Genomic DNA, 21,272 nt, shown 5'->3' with positions numbered 1-21,272 from the left:
AGGACGGCGGCCCGCCCCCGTGAGGGCGGGCCGCCCGGCGGGTCAGACCCCGGTGACGGTCCACTGGTTGTTGGCGTTGGTGTTCGGCGTCCACATGCCGACGTTGGAGCCGGCGGTGGTGTAGCCCATGCCGTCGAGGGAGGTCCCGGTGCCGCGGTTGATGATCTGGTAGCGGCCGTTGCCGACGTCGTTGAGCCGCCACTGCTGGTTGTTGCCGCCGTTCCAGGCCGACTGCCTGGCGTTGGCGCCGTTGGCGGTGTTGCCCCAGCTGTCGATGACCATGCCGTTGGTGCGGTTGACGATGCGGTACCAACCGCCGCCCAGGTCGACCAGCTGCCACTGCAGGTTGTTGCTGCCGTCCCAGTTCCACTGCTTGAGGTTCGACCCCGACGCCACGTTGCCGCCGCTGTCCAGCACCAGGCCGGTGGCCACGTTGGCGATCCGCACGTAGCCGGTCGGGGTGGGGCCGGAGCCCAGGGAGGGGATCTGGCCGTTGAAGGTCAGCTTGACCACGTACGCGGGGGCGGTGAACGGGGGGTTGGACGAGGGCATCGAGATGTGCAGGCCCGAGCCGTCCTGGGTGCGGTTGGGCAGGTTGGTGTACTGGCCCGCCGACGAGCCGAGCAGCTGCACCGAGGCGAGGTTGCTCAGGCTGATCCGGTTCGCGCCCAGCGTCGCGATGTTCAGCGTGGCGCCCGGCCAGCCCAGCACCGTGGCGTACAGGACGGTGTTGTCCTTGCTGCGGGTGAACCGGATGTCCTGCGCGGTGCCCGCGCGGGGGGTGGTGAAGGAGCCGCCGCCCATCTGCGTGGGACCCTCGCCGAAGGCCGCCCAGGCCCGGGTGGCGTAGATGGACTCCCCGAAGCGCTTGAGGTAGTCGCCGATGCCCAGCAGGATCGACCGCTGCCCGGAGGGGATGGTGCCGTCGGCCATGGGCGCGATGTTGAGCAGCATGTTGCCGTTCTTGCTGACCCGGTCGATCAGCGAGTGCAGCATGGCGTTCAGCGAGTAGTAGCCGATGCCGTTCGTGTAGCACCAGCTGGAGCTGGAGATGCTGTCGTCGGTCAGCCAGTAGGGGGTCTGGATGCCCGCCGGGCCGCCGCGCTCGTAGTCGACCACCTCGCCCCGGGTGTTGTACCCGTCCTTGTAGGTGGCGACGACGTCCTTGTTCCAGGCGACCGCCTGGTTGTAGTAGTACGACAGGAAGTTCAGCCGGTACGACTCGGGGATCTGGCTGAGGTTGAAGTCCTCCCAGATGACGTCGGGCTGGTAGCCGTCGATGATCTCCTTGAGCTTGTCGTACCAGAGCTGGTATTCGGTGGTCTTGTCGAGCTGGCCGTACAGCTTCTTGAGGCTGGTGCTGGACTGTGACGGCACCCACTGGTAGAAGCCGGTGAAGTTGTAGGCGTGGTGCATGGCCACCAGCAGCTTGAGCCCCTTGGCCCGGATTGCGTCCGCGTGCAGGCGCAGCAGGTCGAGCCTGGGGCCGGTGGCGACCGAGTTCCACTCGTTCACCCTGCTGTTCCACATCGAGTAGCCGTCGTGGTGCTCGGCCACCGGCCCGGCGAACCTCGCGCCGGCGTCCGCGAAGAGCTGCGCCCACTCGTCGGGGTCGAAGTTGCCGCCGGCCGACTTCAGCTTCGGCGCGAACTGCACGAAGTTGCCGGCCTTGTCCCGGGCGCCGTTGATGAAGTTGTGGTACGGCCACGCCGACGGGTCGCCGTAGACGCTCTTGTGGTGGTTGTTCTCGTTCGACCCGCTGTTGTACATGTTGCGCGGATACCACTCGTTGGCGTACGCCGGGACGCTGAAGACGCCCCAGTGGTAGTAGATGCCGAACTTCGCGTCCTGGAACCATTCGGCGGCCGGCGGGTGCTGGTCGACCGAGGACCAGTTCGCGCTGTAGCTCTGCGGGCCGGCGGTGGCCCACGCGGGGCCGGCTTTCAGCACACCGGCGGCAGTGGCGACCGCGGCGGAGGCGAGCAACTGGCGGCGGCTCATCCGGAACGAAGGCGAAGACATGGGCGTGCCTTTCGGGGAGGGGGTCCTGTGGGGTGCCGCGCACGAGGGTTACTGCTGAGACATGGGATGTCTTTGTAGGACGGGCTGGGAGGCCTGTCCAGACCCAACGCGACCGGCGGCCACTCACCGGTGCCTGTCCCACGGTCCGCCGCCATGCCGGAGGGGGGTCAGGCCGGACCTCTTAAGCGACGTTCGCGCATGCCGCGGGCCCTGGCGGCCGGCGCCGGCCCGCTCTCGTCGTCCGCGCCACGGCGCCGGGCCCGGCATGACGGCCGGCCTTACAAAGGCATGGGATGTCTGTAAGTTTCACGGCGCGCTCTCGCCGCTGGTGCGGTCACTCCGGCGGCTCGCCCGCGAGACCGGGCACCGGACGGCCGAGGTTCTCCCTGAGCCAGGTCTCCGTGGTGTTCACGTGCAGCAGCGCGGCCGCCTGCGCGAGGGGCGCGTCGCCGTCCGCGAGCGCCCGGTAGATGGCGGCGTGCTCGGCGATCGTCCGGCCGGCCGCGTTCTCCACCACCAGTCCGCGCCACACGCGGGCGCGGAGCGTCCGGCCGGCGATGCCGGCGAGCAGGGCGCACAGCGATCGATTGCCCGTGGCCGCGAACACGGCGCGGTGGAAGGCGTCGTCGTGGTGGTTGAGCAGCTCCACGTCGTCCTGGGCGGCGATCATCGCGTCGAGGTGGCGTCCCACCTCCGCGAGCTGGGCGGCGGTGATCCGGGTGGCGGCCAGGGCCGTGGCCACCGGTTCGAACAGCCGCCGTACCTCGGTGATCTCAAGAAGGTCGTCGCCCCGCATCATCTCCACGGCGAGGCCGACGCCCTCCAGCAGCAGTTCCGGCTTGAGGCTCGTGACGAAGGTGCCGTCGCCCCTGCGCACCTCCAGCACGCGGGTGGTGACGAGAGAGCGCACGGCCTCCCTGAGCAGGTTGCGGGACAGTCCGAGCTCTGCGGCCAGATCCTGCTCCGGCGGCAGCCGCGCGCCCGGGGGCAGGGTCCCGTCCTTGATGAGCTGCCGGATGCGTTCGATCGCCTGCTCGGTCAACGACATACCCGAATCTTCGTACGCGGGGGTCGTGAACAGCCACACGGCCCGGTGCCGCGCCGGCCCGGGAGCGCCGGATATGGGACGGCCGGAAAGGGACGGCGGCGCGCCGAGGCCCACGGAAGGTCACGTCGCGGCCTCCGGCGGTGGTGGCAAACATGCGATGTATTCGGCCCGGCCTTCACACCCCGCCGAGCCGCGGAACCGGTTGCACTCCGGCCGGGGAGCAGGACTTTAACCCTGAATTTCAGGGGTTTCGGCGATTCCGACGCCGGGAGGTCTGGACACTGACATGGTTTTGGCCATAGAAAGACATCCCATGTTCTGTCAATAATGAGCACGTACGAGGGCAGCCTCGCCGGAGGCTCGCGCGTCCCTGGCGCGGGCCCGATCGAGCCCGCGGGCGCGGTCGGTCACGGCAGGCCCGTCGTGGCGATGCAGAAGGAGAGACTATGAGACGCAGACGCTTCGGGGCCGGGCTGATTCTGGCCATGTCGGGTTTCCTCGCCGCCGCGTGCGGGGGGAACGGCGGTTCCGGGGGCGAGGGGACCGCGGCTTCCGGCGGGACGGACACGGCGGCGAAGACGGTGGTCGGCGTCGACTACCCGCGGTCGGACACCGACTTCTGGAACTCCTACATCCAGTACGTGCCCAAGTTCGCCGGCGAACTGGGCGTCGACCTCAAGACCACCAACTCCCAGAACGACGTGGCCAAGCTGGCCGCGAACGTGCAGACGCAGATCGGCCAGGGCGTCAAGGCCGTGGTCATGGCGCCGCAGGACACCGCCGCGGTGGCCCCCACGCTGCAGCAGCTGGAGGGGAAGAAGATCCCCGCCGTGCTGGTGGACACGCGCCCCGACACGGGGAACGCGTTCATGGTCGTGCGCGCCGACAACCGCGCGTACGGCGAGAAGGCCTGCAAGTTCCTGGGCGAGAAGCTTCAGGGCAAGGGCAAGGTGGTCATGCTGGAGGGCGACCTGGCCTCCATCAACGGCCGTGACCGCACCGAGGCGTTCAACGACTGCATGAAGCAGAACTACCCCGGCATCACGGTCTTCGGCGAGGCCACGAAGTGGGACGGCGCCGTGGCCGCGCAGAAGCTCTCCACGAGGCTCACCGCGAACCCGGACATCAAGGGCGTCTACATGCAGTCGAGCTTCGCTCTCGCGGGCACGCTGCAGGTGCTGAAGCAGCGGAACATCCTGGTGCCGCCGGACGACCCCAAGCACGTCTTCGTCGTCTCCAACGACGGCATCCCGCAGGAGCTCAAGGACATCGCCTCCGGGAACATCGACGCCACCGTCTCGCAGCCCGCGGACCTCTACGCCAAGTGGGCGCTGTCGTACGCGCAGGCGGCGGCCGAGGGCAAGACCTTCCAGCCGGGCAAGACCGACCACGACAGCAACATCATCGAGGTGCGGCCCGGTCTGCTGGAAGACCAGCTCTCCGCGCCTCTGGTCACCGCGGACGGCGGTACGTACGGTGACATCCCCAGCGTCAAGCACGACGACAAGTCGCTGTGGGGCAACAACCTGAGCTGAGAGGCATGACAATGGGCGATTTCGCGGCAGGGCCCGCGAGCCCTTCGCCCGCCCGCGACGGCGAGCCGGTCCACACCGGCCCGCCCGTCGCCGAGGCGGAACGCATCACCAAGAGATACGGCGAGACGACGGCGCTGGACCGCGCCCACATCACGATCAGGCAGGGGGAGACCCACGCGCTCGTCGGCCGCAACGGCGCGGGCAAGTCGACGCTGGTCTCCATCCTCACCGGCCTGCAGGCGCCGGACGAGGGCGAGGTCCGCTTCGCCGGGGCGCCCGCGCCGCGGTTGTCCGACCGCGACGCGTGGCGGGAACGGGTCGCCTGCGTCTACCAGAAGTCCACGATCATCCCTGAGCTGACCGTGGCGGAGAACCTGTACCTGAACCGGCACGATCGCAACCGGTTCGGGCTGGTCGGCTGGAAGGGCGTGTGGCGGAAGGCCGCCGAGCTCCTGGAGGCCTGGTCGGTGGACGTCGACGTCCGCCGGCCGGCCGGGGAGCTCGGCGTGGAGCAGCGGCAGTTCGTGGAGATCGCCCGGGCGCTGTCGTTCGGCGCGCGGTTCATCATCCTGGACGAGCCGACCGCGCAGCTCGACGGCGCGGCGATCTCGCGGCTCTTCGACCGGATGCGGGCGATGCGGGACCAGGGAGTGACCTTCCTGTTCATCAGCCATCACCTGCAGGAGATCTACGAGATCTGCGACACGGTCACCGTGTTCCGGGACGCCCGGCACATCCTGACCGCGCCGGTGACCGACCTGCCGCAGGGCGAGCTGGTCGCGGCGATGACCGGGGAGGCGGCCGGCCTGCGGGAGCACGCCGTCCGCCCGCCGGTCGCGGCCGAGGCCCCGGTGGTCCTCGACATCCGGGGCCTGACCGACGGCGACGTCTACCAGGACGTCGACCTGCGGGTCCGCGAGGGCGAGATCGTGGGCCTGGCCGGCCTCGGCGGCAGCGGGAAGACCGAGCTCGCCGAGACCATCGTGGGGCTGCGGGCCCCGCAGGCCGGGACCATGGAGGTGGCCGGCGAGCGCCCGCGTCCGGGAAGCGTGCCGGACTCGCTCGCCGCGGGCGTGGGATTCGTCCCCAGGGACCGGCACCACCAGGGGCTCGTCCCGCTGATGTCGATCGCCGACAACACCACGATGACCGTGCCCGAGCGGCTCGGGTCGGCGGGGTTCGTCAGCGGCCGCCGCAAGGACGCGCTGGCCCGCCAGATGATCACCAATCTGGCGATCAAGACCCCCGGCCCGGACCTCCCGGTCTCCGGGCTGTCCGGCGGCAACCAGCAGAAGGTGGTGATGGCCCGCGCCCTGGCGAACGACCCCCGCCTGCTCGTGCTGATCACGCCGACCGCCGGGGTCGACGTCCGGTCGAAGGAGTTCCTGCTCGAAAAGGTCGAGGAGATCGCCGGGAACGGCACCGGCGTCGTGATCGCCTCCGATGAACTTGACGATCTGCGGCTGTGCAACCGGGTGCTCGTGCTGTTCCACGGCCGGGTCGTCGCGGACCTGGCCGCCGGCTGGCACGACCACGAGATGGTGGCCGCCATGGAAGGAGTCGACCTCGATGCCTGAGACCACCGCCGCCCACCCCGGGACGGGGCACCCCCAGGGCTCCGCGCCGCCGGAGAACGCGGGAACGGAAAGGCGCCGCTCCCCGATCCCGCTGGCACGGCTCCGGGACTTCGCCCTGGTCCCCGCGATCATCGTCATCGCGATCGTCGGGCAGGTCGTGAGCCCGATCTTCCTGCAGGCCGACAACCTGATCAACATCCTGCAGACGATGTCGGAGATCTCGCTGCTCGTCCTGGCGCAGACGCTCGTGCTGGTCGCCGGCCGGATGGACCTGTCGCTGGAGTCGACCTTCGGGCTGGCTCCCGGCGTGGCCGCCTGGCTGACGGTCGCGGCGGGAGCGGGACACGGGCTGGGGCTGCTGCCCGGGGCGTGGGCGATCCCGATCACCCTCCTGGTCGGGGTGCTCGTCGGCATGGTGAACTCGCTGTTCATCGTCCGCTTCGGGCTCAACGGCTTCATCGTCACGCTGGGCATGCTCATCGTGCTGCGCGGCCTCCTGACGGGCATCTCCGGCGGGCAGACCTTCTTCAACCTTCCGGAGCCCATGGCCTACCTCGGCTCGACGATGTGGCTCGGCGTGCCCGCGTCGATCTGGATCTGCCTGCTGCTGTTCGCGGCCGGCATCGTCCTGCTGGGGTTCACCAGGTTCGGGCGCGCGCTGTACGCCATCGGCGGCAACGTGGACGCCGCCAAGGCGGCGGGCATCCGTACCGACCGGGTGCTGTGGATCACGCTGATCTCCGCCGGCGCGCTGGCCGCGCTCGGCGGGCTGATGCTGTCGGGCCGGCTCGCCTCCGTCGCCGCCTCCCAGGGGAACGGAGCGATCTTCACCGTGTTCGCGGCCGCCGTCATCGGAGGGGTCAGCCTCAACGGCGGCAAGGGAACGGTGTTCGGCGCGTTCACCGGCATCCTGCTGCTCTACATGATCCAGAACGTCCTGACGCTCGCGGGCGTGCCCGCGCAGTGGATCGACGCGCTCAACGGGGCGATCATCCTCACCGCCCTGGCGATCTCCCGGCTGACCGGGGGCAAATCACAGAACTGAGGGGGTTCCGGCAGCCCGGGCACGGCTGCCGGAACGCCTTCGCGCGGCCGCCGGATCACGGCGCCGCCGCGGCGACCGACTCCCGGAGGCGGACGGGCATCGGCACCCGGTGCACCTCCCCCTCCCGTACGGCTCCCTCCCGTACGGCGCCCTCCCGGACGGCGTCGTCACCGTCACGGCCCATCTCCGCGAACAGGACGTCCACCGCTTTACGGCCCAGCTCGTAGTGGGGGAGCGCCACCGTCGTCAGCTTGGGGCGCATCCACGCGGCGATGGGGTGGTCGTCGAAGGAGACCACCGAGACGTCGCCGGGCACCTTCAGCCCGAAGTCGTCGAGCGCCTGGTAGGCGCCCAGGGCGACCCGGTCGTTGAAGCAGATCAACGCGCGCGGCCGCTCGCCCTCCAGCAGCGCCCTGGTCGCGGCGAGGCCGTACTCCGGCTGCCAGTCGGCGCAGACGTGGTAGCCCGCCACCTTGACCCCCGCCTCGCCGAACACCTCCCGGATGCCGATGAGCCGCTCGACGGCCGCGACGCCGCCTCCCCGGGGAACGTCACGCCGCCCGGGACCGGCGCCGATCAGATGGATGCCCTCGCGATGGCCGGCGTCGAGCAGGACCCGCGCGGCGCGGCGGCCGGCCTCGACCTCGTCGGGGAGCACCGAGGGCAGCGGAGTCCGCTGCTTGGGCAGCGCGTTGAGCAGCACGGCGGGGGCGGCCCCCATCCCCTTGGGCACCCTGATGGTCCGCGTGTACATCGCGGCCAGGATGAGCCCGTCCACCTGACGGTCGTGCATGGCCTGCAGCAGGAGACGTTCGAGCTCGGGGTCTCCCTCCGTCTCACCGATGAACAACATGAAGCCGCGCTCCCGCGCGGCCTCCAGCGCTCCCTTGATCATGTCGCCGGCGAGCCGCGACGTGGCGATCGTGTCCGAAACGAAGCCGATAGTCCGAGTTGTCCCAGTTCGTAGGCCTACGGATACGATGTTCGGCCGATACTGCAACTCGGCCGCGGCCTTGAGCACGCGCTGCTCGACATCCTGAGAGATGCGCAGCTCCCGCCCGCGCCCGGACAACACGAGCGACGCGGTGGTCGGCGAGACGCCGGCGATCTTGGCGACGTCCGCCAGCGTGACCCGTCGTGGGCTCACCGAGCGACCTCCCGTGCTGTGAGGGGGTTGACACCCCGCGACGCGTATGGTGAGACTACCGCATTGCTAATCCGATTTAGCAAACCGAACCCCGGGGTGTCCGGCGTCAGCCGTCGAGGGGATCCCCGAGTGGTCCGTTCACGCAACCAACCCGAGCAACCAAACCCGAGCAACCCAAGGAGACGCACATGTCGCGTCGAATCCGCCGATGGAACGGAGCGGTGCTTACGGTCGCGCTGGGAGGGGCGCTGGCGGCGGGGTGCGGGGCCCCGGGCGGCGACGCCCCCCAGGCGGAGGCCACCGGCACGTCCCCCTCGTCCGCGCCCACCTGCGGTACGGCGCCGGTCACGCTCAACGGCTACTTCGAGACCGGATTCCCGCTGCCGAAGGATCTCGCCGACGAGTTCACGAGGCAGCATCCGAACGTCAGGTGGAACATCCGCGAGGACCAGTTCGCGGTCATCACCCAGAACGCGCCGCGCGTCCTGGCGGACGACCCGCCGGACCTGATGCGGCTGCCCCAGGTGTCCGAGCTCGTCAAGAACAACCTGCTGAAGAACCTCGACGGCTACGCCAAGGCGTTCGGCTGGGACACCTGGCCGGCGTCGCAGCTCCAGCAGATGCGGATGGTCCCCGGCGGGAAGACCCGCGGCGAGGGCTCCCTGTACGCCATGGGACTGAACTTCAGCATGACCGGCGTCTTCTACAACAAGAAGCTCGCCGCGAAGATCGGCATGTCGGCGCCCCCGGCCACTCTGGCGGAGCTGGACGACGCCCTCGCGAAGGCCAAGAGCGCGGGCGTCCAGCCCATCGCCCAGTTCAACGGCGGAGCCACCGGCGGGCTCGCCTTCCCGCTGCAGGACCTCATGGCCGCCTACGGTCCCCCCGGGCCGATCAACGACTGGATCTTCCAGAAGCCGGGAACCACCATCGACACGCCGTCGAACCTGCAGGCGACGCGGCACCTGGAGAAGTGGATCAAGGCCGGGTACTTCTGGAAGGACGTCAACGCCGTCGACTACGCGACGATGATGAGCCGCTTCATCAAGGGCGAGGGCCTCTTCATGTTCAACGGCGACTGGGAGTCGGGGAACCTCGACAAGCAGATGCCGGGCGACGTGGGCTTCTTCCTGATGCCGCCGGAGCAGGAGGGCGGCGCCCAGGCCGCGATGTCCGCGCCGCTCACCTTCGGGATCAGCTCCCGGGCGAAGAACGCCGACTGCGCCGCGTTCTTCCTCAACTGGGTGGCGACCGACGCGAAGGCGCGGGAGATCGGCGTGAAGGTCGGCGGATCCCACCCGATGGGCCCCGCGGACGCCGCGATGCCCGAGGTCGAAGCGGGCACGGTCACCGCGAGCACCCTGGAGGCGGGCGCGAAGATCGGCAAGGACAACGGCGCGATGGACTTCATCGCCAACGCCACGGGCGCGATCTACGCCAAGAGCTGGACCCCGCAACTGCAGAAGCTGGTCGCCGGGCAGCAGACCCCCGACGGGCTGCTGAAGTCGGTGCAGAGCGACTACACGAGCCAGGTCGGGGGGAGCTGAGCGCCGATGGCACGGCGGACTCCGAAGACGAGAAGACCGGGCCCCGCCCGCGCGGCGGGGCTCCGCACCCCGAGCTGGGTCGGCTGGCTGTTCGTCGCTCCGGCGCTGGCCGTCTACGCGGTCTTCGTGCTGCGGCCGATCGTCCTCACCTTCCAGTACTCGGTGTACCGCTGGGACGGCATCGGCTCGTCCACCTGGGTCGGGCTCGGCAACTACGGGAAGGTGTTCACCGACCCCGACCTGTTCGCGACCATCCTCAACGCGGTCAAGCTGATCGTCTTCTTCAGCCTGATCCCCGTCGTGCTCGGCCTCGTGATCGCCTCGACGATCCGGCGGATCGCGGCGAGCCGGCTCGCGCTGGCCGCCCGGACGGTCCTGTTCCTGCCGCAGGTCATCCCGCTCGTCGCGGCGGGCATCACGTGGAGCTGGCTGCTGTCGTCCACCGGCCTGGTCAACCAGCTGCTGTCGCACATCGGTCTCGGCGGCGTGACGCGCGCCTGGCTGGGCGACTTCTCCACCGCCCTGCCGGCGGTCGGCGTGATCGGCGCGTGGGTGCTCCTCGGCCTGTGCACGATCCTGCTCCTGTCCGGGATGAGCAAGATCGATCCGGCGTTGTACGAGGCGGCCCGGATGGACGGCGCCGGGCCGGTCCGCGAGTTCGTCTCGATCACGGTGCCGAGCCTGCGGCAGGAGATCGGCGTCTGCGTCACGGTGACCGTGATCGCGGCCCTGGCGAGCTTCGACATCGTGTACGTCGCGACCCAGGGAGGCCCGGGGAACGCGACGATGGTCCCCGGCCTGGAGATCTACTACCTCGCCTTCTCCGAACGGCAGGTGGGCACGGCCTCCGCTCTCGCCGTCGTGCTCATGGTGCTCGTCATCGTCGTCGCCATTCCCATCCAGTGGCTCACGAAGGACAGAACCTCATGATCGTCGGACGCGGGGAGACGTGGAGCGGGAGGGTGCTGCTCGTCCTGCTGATGGCGGCCACGCTCATGCCGTTCGCCAGCCTGTTCGTCACGGCCCTGCATGCCCCGGGCAGCTACCCGTCCGGTCTCGACTGGCCCTCCGACCCGCACTGGGGCAACTTCGTCACGGCCTTCCAGGCCGCGCGGATGGGCGAACTGGTGAAGTCGAGCACGCTCATCGTCCTCGGCGTGGTGCCCGTCTCGCTGCTCCTCGCGACGCTGGCGGGCTTCGCCATCGGCCACCTCCGCGTCCCGGGACGCAACGTGGTGTTCCTGACGTTCGTGCTCGGGCTGACGCTCCCCTTCGAGGGCATCATCACGCCGCTGTACTACCAGGTGCGCGACATGGGCCTGCTGAACACCAGGTGGGCCATCATCCTGCCGCTCATCGGGCTGTTCATGCCGTTCGCGGTGTTCTGGATGCGGGCGCACTTCGTGAACATGCCCGACGAGCTGTCCGAGAGCGCCCGGATGGACGGGGCGAACCTCTGGCAGCTCTTCTGGCGCATCCACGTGCCGCTGGCCATGCCGGCGCTGTCGTCCCTCGCCATCCTGCTGTTCCTGTGGACCTGGAACCAGTTCCTGCTGGCCATCGTCCTCGTCGACGACCCGCTGAAACGGACGATGTCCGGGGCGCTCGGCGCCTTCCAGGGACAGTGGGGGACCGACATCCCGCTGCTGTGCGCGGGCTCGCTGCTGATCCTGACCCCCACACTCGCCATCTTCCTGATCTTCCAGCGCCGCTTCGTCACGGCTCTGCTTCAGGGTTCGCTGAAGGGATGAACCGCGTGAACGAGGACGGCCCCGCGCGCTGGACGCGGCGGCATCTCGACCTGCTGACCACCGGCCCGCTGACCCTCGCGCCGGAGACGACGGCGCCGCCCGCCCACACGCCCGCCCCGCCGCGTGTGCTGCCCGGCGACGACGTCTGGGACCTGTGGCCGATCCAGGATGAGGACGGATCGATCTCCGTGGTCCTCGGCCGCGAGCTGTGGATGGCCCTCTCCGCGCCCGCCGCCGGCCATCCGGAGGAGCGTCACGACCACGCCCGGATCCGGCTGCTCGCCAGGGACGGCGACGGCTGGCACGACCTCGGGCCCGCGTTCGCCGACGGCGCCTCGCCGGGCAGCCGCGAGTGGTCCGGATCGGCGGTCCGCCGCCCCGACGGCACCGTTTCGGTCTTCTACACGGCGGCCGGGCGGCGGGGCGAGGCACGCCCGACGTTCCTCCAGAGCGTCGTCGAGACCCGGCCCGCCGTGGTCGTCGCCGAAGGCGGCCGCGTCCTGCTCGACCGGGCCGCCGGGCACCGGGAGGTCCTCCGGTCGGACGGCCGGGCCTACCTGCCGGCCGACGAGACCGACGGCGGACCCGGGCGGATCAGGGCCTTCCGCGACCCGGGCTGGTTCCGCGACCCGGCCGACGGGCGTGAGTACCTCCTCGTCGCGGCGTCCGTGGCGGCGTCCGGGGCGGGATCCGTCGCGGCGCCCGCGGGCGGAGCGGCTGTGGGCGACGGAGACGGCGGCTACATGGGCGCGGTGGCCCTCGCCGAAGCGCGGGGCGGCGGCTGGTCGCTGCTGCCTCCCCTTCTCGTGGCCGACGGCGTCAACCACGAGATCGAACGGCCGCACGTGGTGGTCCGCGACTCGTCGTACTACCTGTTCTTCTCGACCCAGCGGCACTCGTTCCACCCGCCGGGAAGCGCGCCCACCGGGCTCTACGGCTTCGTCGCGCCCCGCCTGACCGGGCCGTACGCTCCGCTCAACGGGTCGGGGCTGGTGGCCGCCAATCCCCCGGAGGAGCCCGACCAGGCGTACGCCTGGCTGGTGCTGCCCGATCTCCGCGTCGTGAGCTTCGTCAACTACCGGTCCGTCGGCGGCGGCGCGGACCCCGTGAGGGCCGGGGCCGCCGAGGCGCGCGCCGCCTTCGGCGGGACGATCGCGCCGGTCTTCCGGCTCGCCCTCGACGGAGCCCGCACCCGCGTGGTCGTCCCAGCAGCCACCACTGGGCCCGCTACAGGACCCTCAGGAGGGGAGCAGCGGGAGCAGGGCGTTCAGCCGCCCGGACGCGAAACCTGAGAGATCCAGCGAGCAGAAGGTGAAGCCGGCGCCGCGTACGGCGGCGTCGACACGCTCGCGCGCCTCGGTCACGCGCGGGATCTCGTCCCGCGGCACCTCGACCCGGGCGAGCGTGCCGCCCGCGTGCGCACGCACCCGGCACACCGGGAAGCCGAGGTCGCGCAGCGCGGCCTCCGCGGCCTCGACCCTGGCCAGCACCTCCGGCGTGACCGGGTCGCCGTAACTCACCCGCGAGGCCAGGCACGGCGCGGCGGGCTTGTCCGCGGTGACCAGCCCGAGCGTACGGCTGACCAGGCGCACTCCGGCCTTGGTCAGCCCGGCGTCCACCAGCGGCGCGATGGCTCCGCGCTCGGCCGCGGCCCGCTGCCCCGGGCGGTGGTCGCCGAGGTCGTCGAGGTTCGTGCCGAGGGCGACCCGGGCGCCCATCGCCGCCGCCAGCGGCCCCAGCGCGTCGAACAGCGCCGACTTGCAGTGGTAGCAGCGGTCGGCGCCGTTGGCGGCGTACTCGGGCCGCTCGGCCTCGTCGGTGCACACCTCCAGGTGGGCCAGGCCGTGGCGCCGCGCGAACGCGCGGGCCGCGGCCCGCTCGGAGGCGGCCAGGCTGGGGGAGACGGCGGTGACGGCGAGGGCCCGCCGCCCGAGCACCCGGGCGGCGGCGAAGGCGAGCAGCGCCGAGTCGGCGCCGCCGGAGTAGGCGACGACGAGCGCGTCCTCCCGGCGCAGCCGGGCCGTCAGCCGCTCCAGGGCGTCGTCGGCGGCTCCGTCGGCCGTGTGGTCCGCCGTGTGGTCCGCCGTGTCGTCGGCCGTGTCGTCCACGCCGGCCGGGCGGTCAGTCATCGGCGCCTCCACGTCAGCCTCCCCAGCGGTGCCCGTCAGGGTAGCGGTAGGCGGCGACGGACTCGTCGTACATGCGGGCGTTGTACCCGGGCGCGTCGGGCAGCCGGTAGCGGCCCCGCTCGATGCGGACCGGGTCGACGAAGTGCTCGTGCAGGTGGTCGACGTACTCCAGGACGCGCCCCTCCAGGCTGCCGCTCACGCAGACGTAGTCGACGACCGACATGTGCTGGACCAGCTCGCACAGGCCGACCCCGCCCGCGTGCGGGCAGACGGGCACGCCGAACTTGGCCGCCATCAGCAGGATCGGGACGATCTCGTTGACCGACGCGAGCCGGCACGAGTCGATCTGGCAGAAGTCGATCGCCCCCGCCTGCAGGAGCTGCTTGAACATGACCCGGTTGTGCGCGTGTTCCCCGGTGGCCACGCCGACGGGCGCGATCGCCTTCCGGATGGCCGCGTGGCCGAGCACGTCGTCGGGGCTGGTCGGCTCCTCGATCCACAGCGGCTCGTACGGCGCCAGCCGGTTCACCCACTCGATGGCCTGGGGCACGTCCCACACCTGGTTGGCGTCCATCATGAGGGTCAGGTCGCCGATCTCCTCGCGGGCGATCGCCAGGCGGCGTACGTCGTCCTCCACGTTGGCGCCGACCTTGAGCTTCACGTGGGTCCAGCCGTCGGCGACCGCCTCGCGGCACAGGCGGCGCAGCTTGTCGTCGTCGTAGCCGAGCCAGCCGGGTGTCGTGGTGTAGGCGGGGTATCCGTGCGCGGCGAGCTCGGCGATCCGCTCCTCCCGGGTGGGGGCGAGCCGGGCCAGCATCTCGACGGCCTCGTCCGGGGTCAGCACGTCGGACAGGTAGCGGAAGTCACAGGCGGCGACCAGCTCCTCGGGCGTCATATCCGCCACGAACCGCCACAACGGCTTGCCGGCCCGGCGGGCGGCGAGGTCCCAGGCGGCGTTCAGCACGGCCGCCGCGGACAGGTGCACCACCCCCTTCTCCGGGCCCAGCCAGCGCATCTGGCTGTCGGACATGATCTGGCGGTAGAGGCCACCGAGGTTCCCGGCCAGCTCGTCGACGTCGCAGCCGGTCAGCCGTGCTCCGATCTGCCGCGCGGCGGCCACGCACAGGTCGTTGCCCCGTCCGATGGTGAAAGTCAGGCCGTATCCGGCGAGGTCGCCGTCGGTCTGCAACACGACGTACGCCGCGGAGTAGTCGCCGTCCGGGTTCATGGCGTCCGACCCGTCGAGCGTCGCGGAGGTCGGGAACCTGATGTCGATCACGTTCACCGAGGTGATCGTCGGCATGGGCGAACTCCAAATGATCCGATGAATGTGATTCGAACAGTATGGTCACGCCCACCTGAGGTCAAGTAAGTCGGCAAATATCCCACCAAACGGCTTTACTTCAACCCGATGAATCTGACAGGCTCGGCACCACACTTGCCCCTGTGAACCAGTCGGAGTAGACAGATCGTGAAGCTGTTGCGGGTGGGTCCGCCGGGTTCTGAGCGGCCCTGTGTCATGGGCCCCGGCGACCGGGTGCTGGACCTGTCGTCACTGACGAAGGACATCGACGGCGCGTTCCTCGCGGGAGGAGGCGTCGACCGGGTGCGGACGGCCCTCGCGGAGGGCACGCTGCCCGAGGCGGAGCCGTACGAGCGGGTCGGAGCGCCGGTGGCTCGGCCGGGGAAGGTCGTCTGCATCGGCCTGAACTACTCCGACCACGCCGAGGAGACCGGAGCCGCCCTCCCGGCCGAGCCCGTGGTCTTCATGAAGGCGTCCAACACCGTCGTCGGCCCCGACGACGAGGTCCTGGTCCCCCGCCTCAGCGTGAAGACCGACTACGAGGTCGAGCTGGCCGTCGTCCTCGGCGGCACCGCCCGCTACCTGTCCTCCCCGGAGGAGGCCGCCGGTCTGATCGCCGGATACGCGATCTCCAACGACGTCTCCGAGCGGGAGTTCCAGAACGAGCGCGGCGGCCAGTGGGACAAGGGCAAGTCGTGTGAAACTTTCAACCCCCTCGGCCCCTGGCTGGTGACGCCCGACGAGGTCGGCGACCCCCAGGCCCTCGGCCTGCGGCTGTGGGTGAACGGCGAGCAGCGCCAGAACGGCAACACCAAGAACCAGATCTTCGGCGTGCACCACGTGATCTGGTACCTCAGCCAGTTCATGGTGCTGGACCCCGGCGACGTGGTGAACACCGGCACCCCCGCCGGCGTGGCGCTCGGCCGCGGCCCGCAGGCCTACCTGCGGGAGGGCGACGTGGTCGAGGTGGAGGTCGACGGCCTCGGCCGGCAGCGCCAGCGGATGGGGCAGGCATGAGCGAGTTCGAGGGGCTGGTGGCGGTGGTCACCGGCGGCGCCTCGGGCATCGGCAGGGCGGTCGCCGAGGAGCTGACCGCGCGGGGCGCCCGGGTCGCGGTGCTGGACCTCAAGGACACCGAGTTCACGTGCGACGTGACCGACGACGCCTCCGTACGGCGGGCGGTCGCGGCGGTGGCCGAGCGGTACGGCCGGATCGACGTGCTGGTGAACAACGCCGGCATCGGCGCGGCGGGCACCGTCGCCGACAACGACGACGCCGAATGGCTGCGGGTGTTCGATCTCAACGTCGTCGGGATCGCCCGCGTCACCCGGGCGGCCCTGCCGCACCTGCGGGAGTCCCCGCACGCGGCGATCGTCAACACCTGCTCGATCGCCGCCACCGCGGGGCTGCCGCAACGGGCGCTGTACTCCGCGTCCAAGGGGGCGGTGCTCGCGCTGACCCGCGCGATGGCGGCCGACCACATCCGTGAGGGCATCCGCGTCAACTGCGTGAACCCCGGCACCGTCGACACCCCCTGGGTCGGGCGGCTGCTGGACGCCGCCCCCGACCCGGCCGCAGAACGGGCCGCGCTGGCCGCCCGCCAGCCGCACGGCCGGCTGGTGACGGCGCAGGAGGTCGCCCACGCCGTCGCGTACCTCGCCAGCCCGAGAGCGGGGTCGACCGCCGGGACCGAGCTGGCCGTGGACGGCGGCATGGCCGGCCTGCGACTGCGGCCGGTGGGCTCGTGAAGGTGTCCCTCGGGCCGTACGGGCTCGGCACCGCACCGCTGGGCGGCCTGTTCGCGCAGGTGGACGAGGAGCAGGCCGAGCGCACCCTGGCCGCCGCTTGGGCGGCGGGCATCCGCTACTTCGACACCGCGCCGCACTACGGCACCGGCCTCGCCGAGGAGCGTCTCGGGCGCTTCCTGCGCGGCCTGCCCGGTGGAGGGGCGGGGGAGGCGGTCGTCTCCACCAAGGTCGGCCGCGTCCTGGTGCCCGGTGAGGGCGAGGAGGACGGCTTCCCCGGCCGCACGCAGTACGTGCGGGTGCGGGACTACAGCCGCGACGGCGTGCTGCGCTCGCTGGAGGACAGCATGCGGCGCACCGGGCTCGACCACTTCGGCACGGTGTTCGTCCACGACCCCGACGAGCACTGGGAGCAGGCCGCGGGGGAGGCGTTCCCGGCCCTGGCCGCGCTGCGCGACCAGGGCGTCGTCGGCGCGATCGGCGCCGGGATGAACCAGACCGCGATGCTGACCCGGTTCGTCCGGGAGACGGACGTCGACGTGGTCCTCGTGGCCGGGCGCTACACGCTGCTCGACCGGTCGGCGGAGGAGGAGCTGCTGCCCGAGTGCGCGCGGCGCGGCGTCGCCGTCGTCGTGGGCGGGGTGTTCAACAGCGGCGTCCTGGCCGGCGGCGGCACCTACGACTACGCCGCCGCCCCGCCCGAGGTGCTCGACCGGGCGCGTGAGATGGCCCGCGTCTGCGAGTCGTACGGCGTGCCGCTGCCGGCGGCGGCGCTGCGGTTCCCGCACCGGCACCCGGCCGTGGACACCGTGCTGATCGGCGCGCGCAGCGCGGAGGAGATCACCGAGGACCTGGAGCTGGCGGCGGCGGACATCCCCGACGCCCTCTGGGACGATCTCGAAGGTCTGGGCCATGCGGGTTGACCTCGCCTACGGCGCCGACGGCCTCGCCGTCGACTTCCCCGGCGACCGGACCACGGTGATCGCGCCGGTGGCCCGGCCCGCCGTCCCGGACGAGACCGCCGAGTTGCGGCGGGCCCTGCGCGAACCCGTCGCGGGACCACCGCTGCGCGAGCGGGTGCGCCCCGGCCAGACGGTGGCGATCTCCGCCTGCGACGGGACCCGGCCCCAGCCCAGGCACCTGATGATCCCCGCGATCCTGGACGAGTTGGACGGGGTGGTCGACCTCGGAGACGTGGTGATCCTGGTCGCCACCGGCACGCACCGCGGCAACACCCCCGAAGAGCTGCGCGCGATGTTCGGCGACGAGGTCGTCGACGCCGTGCGGATCGTCAACCACGACGCGCGCGACGCGTCCTCGCTGCGGTGGATGGGCCGGCACGGCAAGGACGTGCCGGTCTGGCTGAACCGCGAGTGGACCGACGCCGACGTGCGGATCACGACGGGGTTCGTGGAGCCGCACTTCTTCGCCGGGTTCTCCGGCGGGCCCAAGCTGGTCGCGCCGGGCCTCGCCGCCCTGGAGACCGTGCTCACCCTGCACGACGCGGCCCGCATCGGCGATCCCCGGGCGACCTGGGGGGTCATCGAGGGCAACCCCGTCCACGACGACGTCCGCGCGATCGCCGCGGCGACCGGCGTCACCTTCGCCCTCGACGTCGTGCTGAACCGGGAGCAGAGGATCGTCCGGGCGTTCGGCGGCGACCTCGCGCCGATGCACGCCGCCGCCACGGCCGCGGCCCGCGCCGCCGCGATGCGGCCGGTCGCCGAGCCGTTCGACGTGGTGGTCACGACCAACGCCGGTTTCCCGCTGGACCAGAACCTCTACCAGTCGGTGAAGGGCATGAGCGCCGCCGCCCAGGTCGTCCGGCCCGGCGGAACGATCATCTGCGCGGCCGAGTGCCGGGACGGGTTCCCCGACCACGGCTCCTACCGCGAGGTGCTCACCTCCGCGGCCTCGCCCGACGCGCTGTTCGAGGAGATCTCCCGCCGCACCGAGACCATCCCCGACCAGTGGCAGGTGCAGATCCAGGCGCGCATCCAGCGGCAGGCCCGGGTGATCATGCACACGGCTCGTCTCGGCGACGCCGACCTGGCCGCCGCCCACCTGGAGCGGACCGAGGACATCGCCGCCACCGTGCGGGCCCTGCCGGGGCGGGTGTGCGTGCTGCCGGAGGGGCCGATGACGATCCCCTACCTCGCGGGAGAGTGAGCGTGCTCCGCTATCCCCTGATCCACCCGCCGCTGCTGGCCGCGCTCGCCGCGACCGGGCACGGCTCGCGCGTGCTGCTCGCCGACGCGAACTACGCCCACGCCACCAACGTGCGTACGGGCGCCCCGGTGATCCACCTCAACCTGCGCCCCGGGCTGGTCCGCGTGGACGACGTCCTGGAACTCCTGGTGGACGCCGTACCCCTGGAGGCCGTGCACGCGATGCGGCCCGACGAGGGGGGCGAGGCCGGCGTGTTCGCCCGCTACCGCGAGCTGCTCGGCCCCTCCCTGCCGATCCAGGTCCTGCCCAGGTTCGGCTTCTACGAGGCCGCGAAGGAGCCGGACGTCGCGTTCGCGGTGGCGACCGGCGACGACCGGCTCTACGCCAACCTCCTGCTGACCATCGGGTACGTCGTACCGGCATGAGTGAGGCACTCGACCTCGGCTACGCCCGGGTGGACCTCGGCCGCGAGGCGCGGCAGGGGCTGCCCGAGATCGTGTACGGCCCGGGCAAGCGGGTGAGCGAGATCGCCGGGATCGTCACCGCGCTGCTCGCCCGGAACACCGGGCCGGTCCTGGTGACGCGGGTCGAACCCGGCCCCGCCGCCGAGGTGCGCGAGCACGTCCCGGGCGGCGCGTACGACCCCGACGCCCGGCTGCTGGTCTGGCGGCCCGCGCCGCCGGTCGCGCACACCGTGGCGGTGGTCACGGCGGGCACGGCGGACGGCCCGGTCGCGGCCGAGGCGGCGGCCGTCGCCTCCGCGCTGGGCCTGCGGACCACCCTGATCAGGGACGTCGGGGTGGCCGGGCTGCACCGGGTGCTCGCCGCGGCCGGCGACCTGCGCGCGGCCGACAGCGTGATCGTCGTCGCCGGCATGGAGGGCGCGCTCGCCAGCGTCGTCGGCGGTCTCGTCGAGACGCCGGTGATCGCGGTGCCCACCTCGACCGGGTACGGCGCCGCGCTGGAGGGCGTGACGGCCCTGCTGGCCATGCTCACCTCCTGCGCCGCCGGGCTGACCGTGGTGAACATCGACTCCGGCTTCGGCGCCGCCCTCGCCGCGTACCGGCTGACCAGGAGGGCCTCCCCGGCGAAGGCGTCTCCGGCGGGCGAGGAGCCCCGATGATCCTCTACCTGAACCCGTTCACCGGGCTCGCGGGCGACATGCTGCTCGGCGCGCTGCTCGACGCCGGCGCCTCGCTCGACGCCGTACGGCGGGCGGTCGCCGAGACCGGCCTGACCGGCTGGCGGCTCGACGCCGAGCGGGTGCGCACCGGCGCGCTGACCGCCACCCGGGCGCTGGTGACGGTGGACGACGACGCCACCGAGCGCCGCGCCGCCGAACTGCTCGCGATGGCGGCCCGTACCGGGCTGCCCGTCGCGGAGGCCGCGCTGACCGCGATCGCCGAGGCCGAGGCCGCGCTGCACGGCGAGCCGGTCGCCGAGGTGCACCTGCACGAGCTCGGCGGGCACGACACTCTGGTCGACATCGTCGGCTGCGCGGCGGCGCTGCGCGACCTGCGTGTGACGCGCGTGCACTGCGCGCCGCTGCCGCTGGGCGCCGGAGTCGTCCGCACGCGTCACGGCGTGCTGCCCGTCCCGGCCCCCGCCACGCTCGCCCTCCTGAAGGGGGCGCGGGTGCGGGGCGGGGAGGCGGGGGAGGCGGTCACCCCGACCGGGGCGGCCCTGCTGGGCGCCGCGGGCACGACGTACGGCCCGGCTCCGGAGATGGTCCTGCGCGCCACCGGGTACGGCGCGGGCGGGCGCGTGCTGCCCGACCGGCCCAACGTCACCGTCGCCGTGCTCGGCGAGCCCGTGGCCGAGCCGGAGGCGGTGGCCGGGCCCGGCCACCAGGTCGTCCTGTCGACGAACCTCGACGACGTGACGGGCGAGGTGCTCGGGCACGTCGTCGAGCGCGCCCTGGCGGCGGGCGCGGCCGACGCGTGGGTCACGCCCGCCGTGATGAAGAAGGGCCGTCCCGCCCACGTCCTGCACGTGCTCACGCCCCCCGAGCTGGCCGGCGAGCTGCAGAACCTGGTCCTCGCCGAGACGGGGAGCCTGGGCCTGCGGCGCAGCGTGGTCGAGAAGGTCGCGCTGCCCCGGCACTTCGAGACCGTGCGCCTGCACGGCCGGGACGTGCGGATGAAACACGGGCCGTGGGGGGTCAAGCCCGAGTACGACGACCTCGCCGCGCTGGCCGAGGTCACCGGCAGACCACTGAGGGAACTGGCACGAGAGGCCTACGACGCACTGTGAC

The 21,272-nt window shown here is 71.8% G+C and carries 20 protein-coding genes; 15 read left to right on the top strand and 5 right to left on the bottom strand.

All coding sequences use genetic code 11. The annotated features are described in order from the left end of the window. Positions 1-42 precede the first annotated feature (42 nt). Entirely contained in the window at positions 43-2,022 is a 1,980-nt protein-coding gene (locus tag HHX33_RS09745; protein WP_182874277.1) for an alpha-L-fucosidase, read from the bottom strand. A gap of 334 nt (positions 2,023-2,356) precedes the next feature. Beyond that, a complete protein-coding gene (locus HHX33_RS09740) occupies positions 2,357-3,070 on the bottom strand; it encodes a FadR/GntR family transcriptional regulator (protein ID WP_182874276.1) in 714 nt (237 codons plus the stop codon). Positions 3,071-3,397: 327 nt separating this feature from the next. Here HHX33_RS09740 and HHX33_RS35755 point away from each other — a divergent pair, with 327 nt between their 5' ends. Genes HHX33_RS35755 through HHX33_RS09725 form a run of 4 tightly spaced genes read left to right on the top strand, consistent with a single transcriptional unit; the run spans position 3,398 to position 7,227 of the window. After that, entirely contained in the window at positions 3,398-3,520 is a 123-nt protein-coding gene (locus tag HHX33_RS35755; RefSeq protein ID WP_259402304.1) for a hypothetical protein, read from the top strand. Continuing rightward, positions 3,517-4,605, top strand: a complete 1,089-nt coding sequence (locus HHX33_RS09735) for a sugar ABC transporter substrate-binding protein (RefSeq protein WP_182874275.1) — start codon at positions 3,517-3,519, stop codon at positions 4,603-4,605. Before HHX33_RS35755 ends, HHX33_RS09735 begins: the two co-directional genes overlap by 4 nt. 5 nt (positions 4,606-4,610) lie before the next feature. Next, entirely contained in the window at positions 4,611-6,182 is a 1,572-nt protein-coding gene (locus HHX33_RS09730; RefSeq protein WP_182874274.1) for a sugar ABC transporter ATP-binding protein, read from the top strand. Then, a complete protein-coding gene (locus HHX33_RS09725; RefSeq protein ID WP_182874273.1) occupies positions 6,175-7,227 on the top strand; it encodes an ABC transporter permease in 1,053 nt (350 codons plus the stop codon). The genes HHX33_RS09730 and HHX33_RS09725 overlap by 8 nt, the downstream gene beginning before the upstream one ends. A 55-nt stretch (positions 7,228-7,282) precedes the next feature. On the opposite strand, the gene HHX33_RS09720 is transcribed toward HHX33_RS09725, so the two are convergent. Then, a complete protein-coding gene (locus tag HHX33_RS09720; RefSeq protein ID WP_182874272.1) occupies positions 7,283-8,374 on the bottom strand; it encodes a LacI family DNA-binding transcriptional regulator in 1,092 nt (363 codons plus the stop codon). A 188-nt stretch (positions 8,375-8,562) separates the two neighbouring features. Here HHX33_RS09720 and HHX33_RS09715 point away from each other — a divergent pair, with 188 nt between their 5' ends. The 4 genes from HHX33_RS09715 to HHX33_RS09700 are packed head-to-tail and all read left to right on the top strand — an operon-like array spanning position 8,563 to position 12,964. Next, entirely contained in the window at positions 8,563-9,921 is a 1,359-nt protein-coding gene (locus tag HHX33_RS09715) for an ABC transporter substrate-binding protein (protein ID WP_182874271.1), read from the top strand. Between the two features lie 6 nt (positions 9,922-9,927). Further along, positions 9,928-10,851, top strand: coding sequence for a carbohydrate ABC transporter permease (locus HHX33_RS09710; protein WP_182874270.1), 924 nt, complete (start codon positions 9,928-9,930; stop codon positions 10,849-10,851). Next, on the top strand, positions 10,848-11,672 hold the full coding sequence (locus HHX33_RS09705; protein ID WP_182874269.1) for a carbohydrate ABC transporter permease: 825 nt from the start codon (positions 10,848-10,850) through the stop codon (positions 11,670-11,672). The genes HHX33_RS09710 and HHX33_RS09705 overlap by 4 nt, the downstream gene beginning before the upstream one ends. A 5-nt stretch (positions 11,673-11,677) precedes the next feature. Then, positions 11,678-12,964, top strand: a complete 1,287-nt coding sequence (locus tag HHX33_RS09700; protein WP_220501666.1) for a glycoside hydrolase family 68 protein — start codon at positions 11,678-11,680, stop codon at positions 12,962-12,964. Here HHX33_RS09700 and larE read toward each other — a convergent pair. Both larE and HHX33_RS09690 read right to left on the bottom strand, forming a co-directional pair. Further along, complete coding sequence (larE, locus tag HHX33_RS09695) at positions 12,911-13,801, bottom strand: ATP-dependent sacrificial sulfur transferase LarE (protein ID WP_182874267.1); 891 nt, start codon at positions 13,799-13,801, stop codon at positions 12,911-12,913. The two genes, HHX33_RS09700 and larE, sit on opposite strands and share 54 nt — an antisense overlap. A 13-nt stretch (positions 13,802-13,814) precedes the next feature. Beyond that, positions 13,815-15,104 carry an L-fuconate dehydratase gene (locus HHX33_RS09690; protein WP_182874266.1) on the bottom strand — a complete coding sequence of 430 codons (1,290 nt, stop codon included), beginning with the start codon at positions 15,102-15,104 and terminating at the stop codon, positions 13,815-13,817. Positions 15,105-15,272: 168 nt separating this feature from the next. Here HHX33_RS09690 and HHX33_RS09685 point away from each other — a divergent pair, with 168 nt between their 5' ends. Genes HHX33_RS09685 through larC form a run of 7 tightly spaced genes read left to right on the top strand, consistent with a single transcriptional unit; the run spans position 15,273 to position 21,271 of the window. Next, on the top strand, positions 15,273-16,121 hold the full coding sequence (locus HHX33_RS09685) for a fumarylacetoacetate hydrolase family protein (protein ID WP_111698051.1): 849 nt from the start codon (positions 15,273-15,275) through the stop codon (positions 16,119-16,121). After that, positions 16,118-16,852 carry an SDR family NAD(P)-dependent oxidoreductase gene (locus tag HHX33_RS09680; RefSeq protein WP_111698050.1) on the top strand — a complete coding sequence of 245 codons (735 nt, stop codon included), beginning with the start codon at positions 16,118-16,120 and terminating at the stop codon, positions 16,850-16,852. Before HHX33_RS09685 ends, HHX33_RS09680 begins: the two co-directional genes overlap by 4 nt. Continuing rightward, on the top strand, positions 16,849-17,772 hold the full coding sequence (locus HHX33_RS09675; protein WP_310741284.1) for an aldo/keto reductase: 924 nt from the start codon (positions 16,849-16,851) through the stop codon (positions 17,770-17,772). The genes HHX33_RS09680 and HHX33_RS09675 overlap by 4 nt, the downstream gene beginning before the upstream one ends. Further along, positions 17,762-19,018 (top strand): nickel-dependent lactate racemase, encoded by a 1,257-nt coding sequence (larA, locus tag HHX33_RS09670; RefSeq protein ID WP_182874265.1) that lies wholly within the window; start codon positions 17,762-17,764, stop codon positions 19,016-19,018. Before HHX33_RS09675 ends, larA begins: the two co-directional genes overlap by 11 nt. A 2-nt stretch (positions 19,019-19,020) precedes the next feature. Continuing rightward, on the top strand, positions 19,021-19,443 hold the full coding sequence (locus HHX33_RS09665; protein ID WP_182874264.1) for an RbsD/FucU family protein: 423 nt from the start codon (positions 19,021-19,023) through the stop codon (positions 19,441-19,443). Beyond that, positions 19,440-20,141 (top strand): nickel pincer cofactor biosynthesis protein LarB, encoded by a 702-nt coding sequence (larB, locus tag HHX33_RS09660; RefSeq protein WP_182874263.1) that lies wholly within the window; start codon positions 19,440-19,442, stop codon positions 20,139-20,141. Before HHX33_RS09665 ends, larB begins: the two co-directional genes overlap by 4 nt. After that, a complete protein-coding gene (larC, locus tag HHX33_RS09655) occupies positions 20,138-21,271 on the top strand; it encodes a nickel pincer cofactor biosynthesis protein LarC (protein WP_182874262.1) in 1,134 nt (377 codons plus the stop codon). The genes larB and larC overlap by 4 nt, the downstream gene beginning before the upstream one ends. Position 21,272 lies beyond the last annotated feature (1 nt).

The organism is Microbispora sp. H10670 (genome assembly GCF_014161385.1).
Taxonomy (GTDB): Bacteria; Actinomycetota; Actinomycetes; order Streptosporangiales; family Streptosporangiaceae; genus Microbispora; species Microbispora triticiradicis.
The sequence above is the reverse complement of the archived record's forward strand: the minus strand, read 5'-3'. Positions and strand labels throughout refer to the sequence as shown.

What these genes read in the sequence shown, in the direction of transcription:
- HHX33_RS09745 (WP_182874277.1), bottom strand. Translation starts at nt 2,022, where the DNA reads ATGTCTTCGCCTTCGTTCCGGATGAGCCGCCGCCAGTTGCTCGCCTCC.
- HHX33_RS09740 (WP_182874276.1), bottom strand. Translation starts at nt 3,070, where the DNA reads ATGTCGTTGACCGAGCAGGCGATCGAACGCATCCGGCAGCTCATCAAG.
- HHX33_RS35755 (WP_259402304.1), top strand. Translation starts at nt 3,398, where the DNA reads ATGAGCACGTACGAGGGCAGCCTCGCCGGAGGCTCGCGCGTCCCTGGC.
- HHX33_RS09735 (WP_182874275.1), top strand. Translation starts at nt 3,517, where the DNA reads ATGAGACGCAGACGCTTCGGGGCCGGGCTGATTCTGGCCATGTCGGGT.
- HHX33_RS09730 (WP_182874274.1), top strand. Translation starts at nt 4,611, where the DNA reads ATGACAATGGGCGATTTCGCGGCAGGGCCCGCGAGCCCTTCGCCCGCC.
- HHX33_RS09725 (WP_182874273.1), top strand. Translation starts at nt 6,175, where the DNA reads ATGCCTGAGACCACCGCCGCCCACCCCGGGACGGGGCACCCCCAGGGC.
- HHX33_RS09715 (WP_182874271.1), top strand. Translation starts at nt 8,563, where the DNA reads ATGTCGCGTCGAATCCGCCGATGGAACGGAGCGGTGCTTACGGTCGCG.
- HHX33_RS09710 (WP_182874270.1), top strand. Translation starts at nt 9,928, where the DNA reads ATGGCACGGCGGACTCCGAAGACGAGAAGACCGGGCCCCGCCCGCGCG.
- HHX33_RS09705 (WP_182874269.1), top strand. Translation starts at nt 10,848, where the DNA reads ATGATCGTCGGACGCGGGGAGACGTGGAGCGGGAGGGTGCTGCTCGTC.
- larE (WP_182874267.1), bottom strand. Translation starts at nt 13,801, where the DNA reads ATGACTGACCGCCCGGCCGGCGTGGACGACACGGCCGACGACACGGCG.
- HHX33_RS09690 (WP_182874266.1), bottom strand. Translation starts at nt 15,104, where the DNA reads ATGCCGACGATCACCTCGGTGAACGTGATCGACATCAGGTTCCCGACC.
- HHX33_RS09680 (WP_111698050.1), top strand. Translation starts at nt 16,118, where the DNA reads ATGAGCGAGTTCGAGGGGCTGGTGGCGGTGGTCACCGGCGGCGCCTCG.
- larA (WP_182874265.1), top strand. Translation starts at nt 17,762, where the DNA reads ATGCGGGTTGACCTCGCCTACGGCGCCGACGGCCTCGCCGTCGACTTC.
- larB (WP_182874263.1), top strand. Translation starts at nt 19,440, where the DNA reads ATGAGTGAGGCACTCGACCTCGGCTACGCCCGGGTGGACCTCGGCCGC.
- larC (WP_182874262.1), top strand. Translation starts at nt 20,138, where the DNA reads ATGATCCTCTACCTGAACCCGTTCACCGGGCTCGCGGGCGACATGCTG.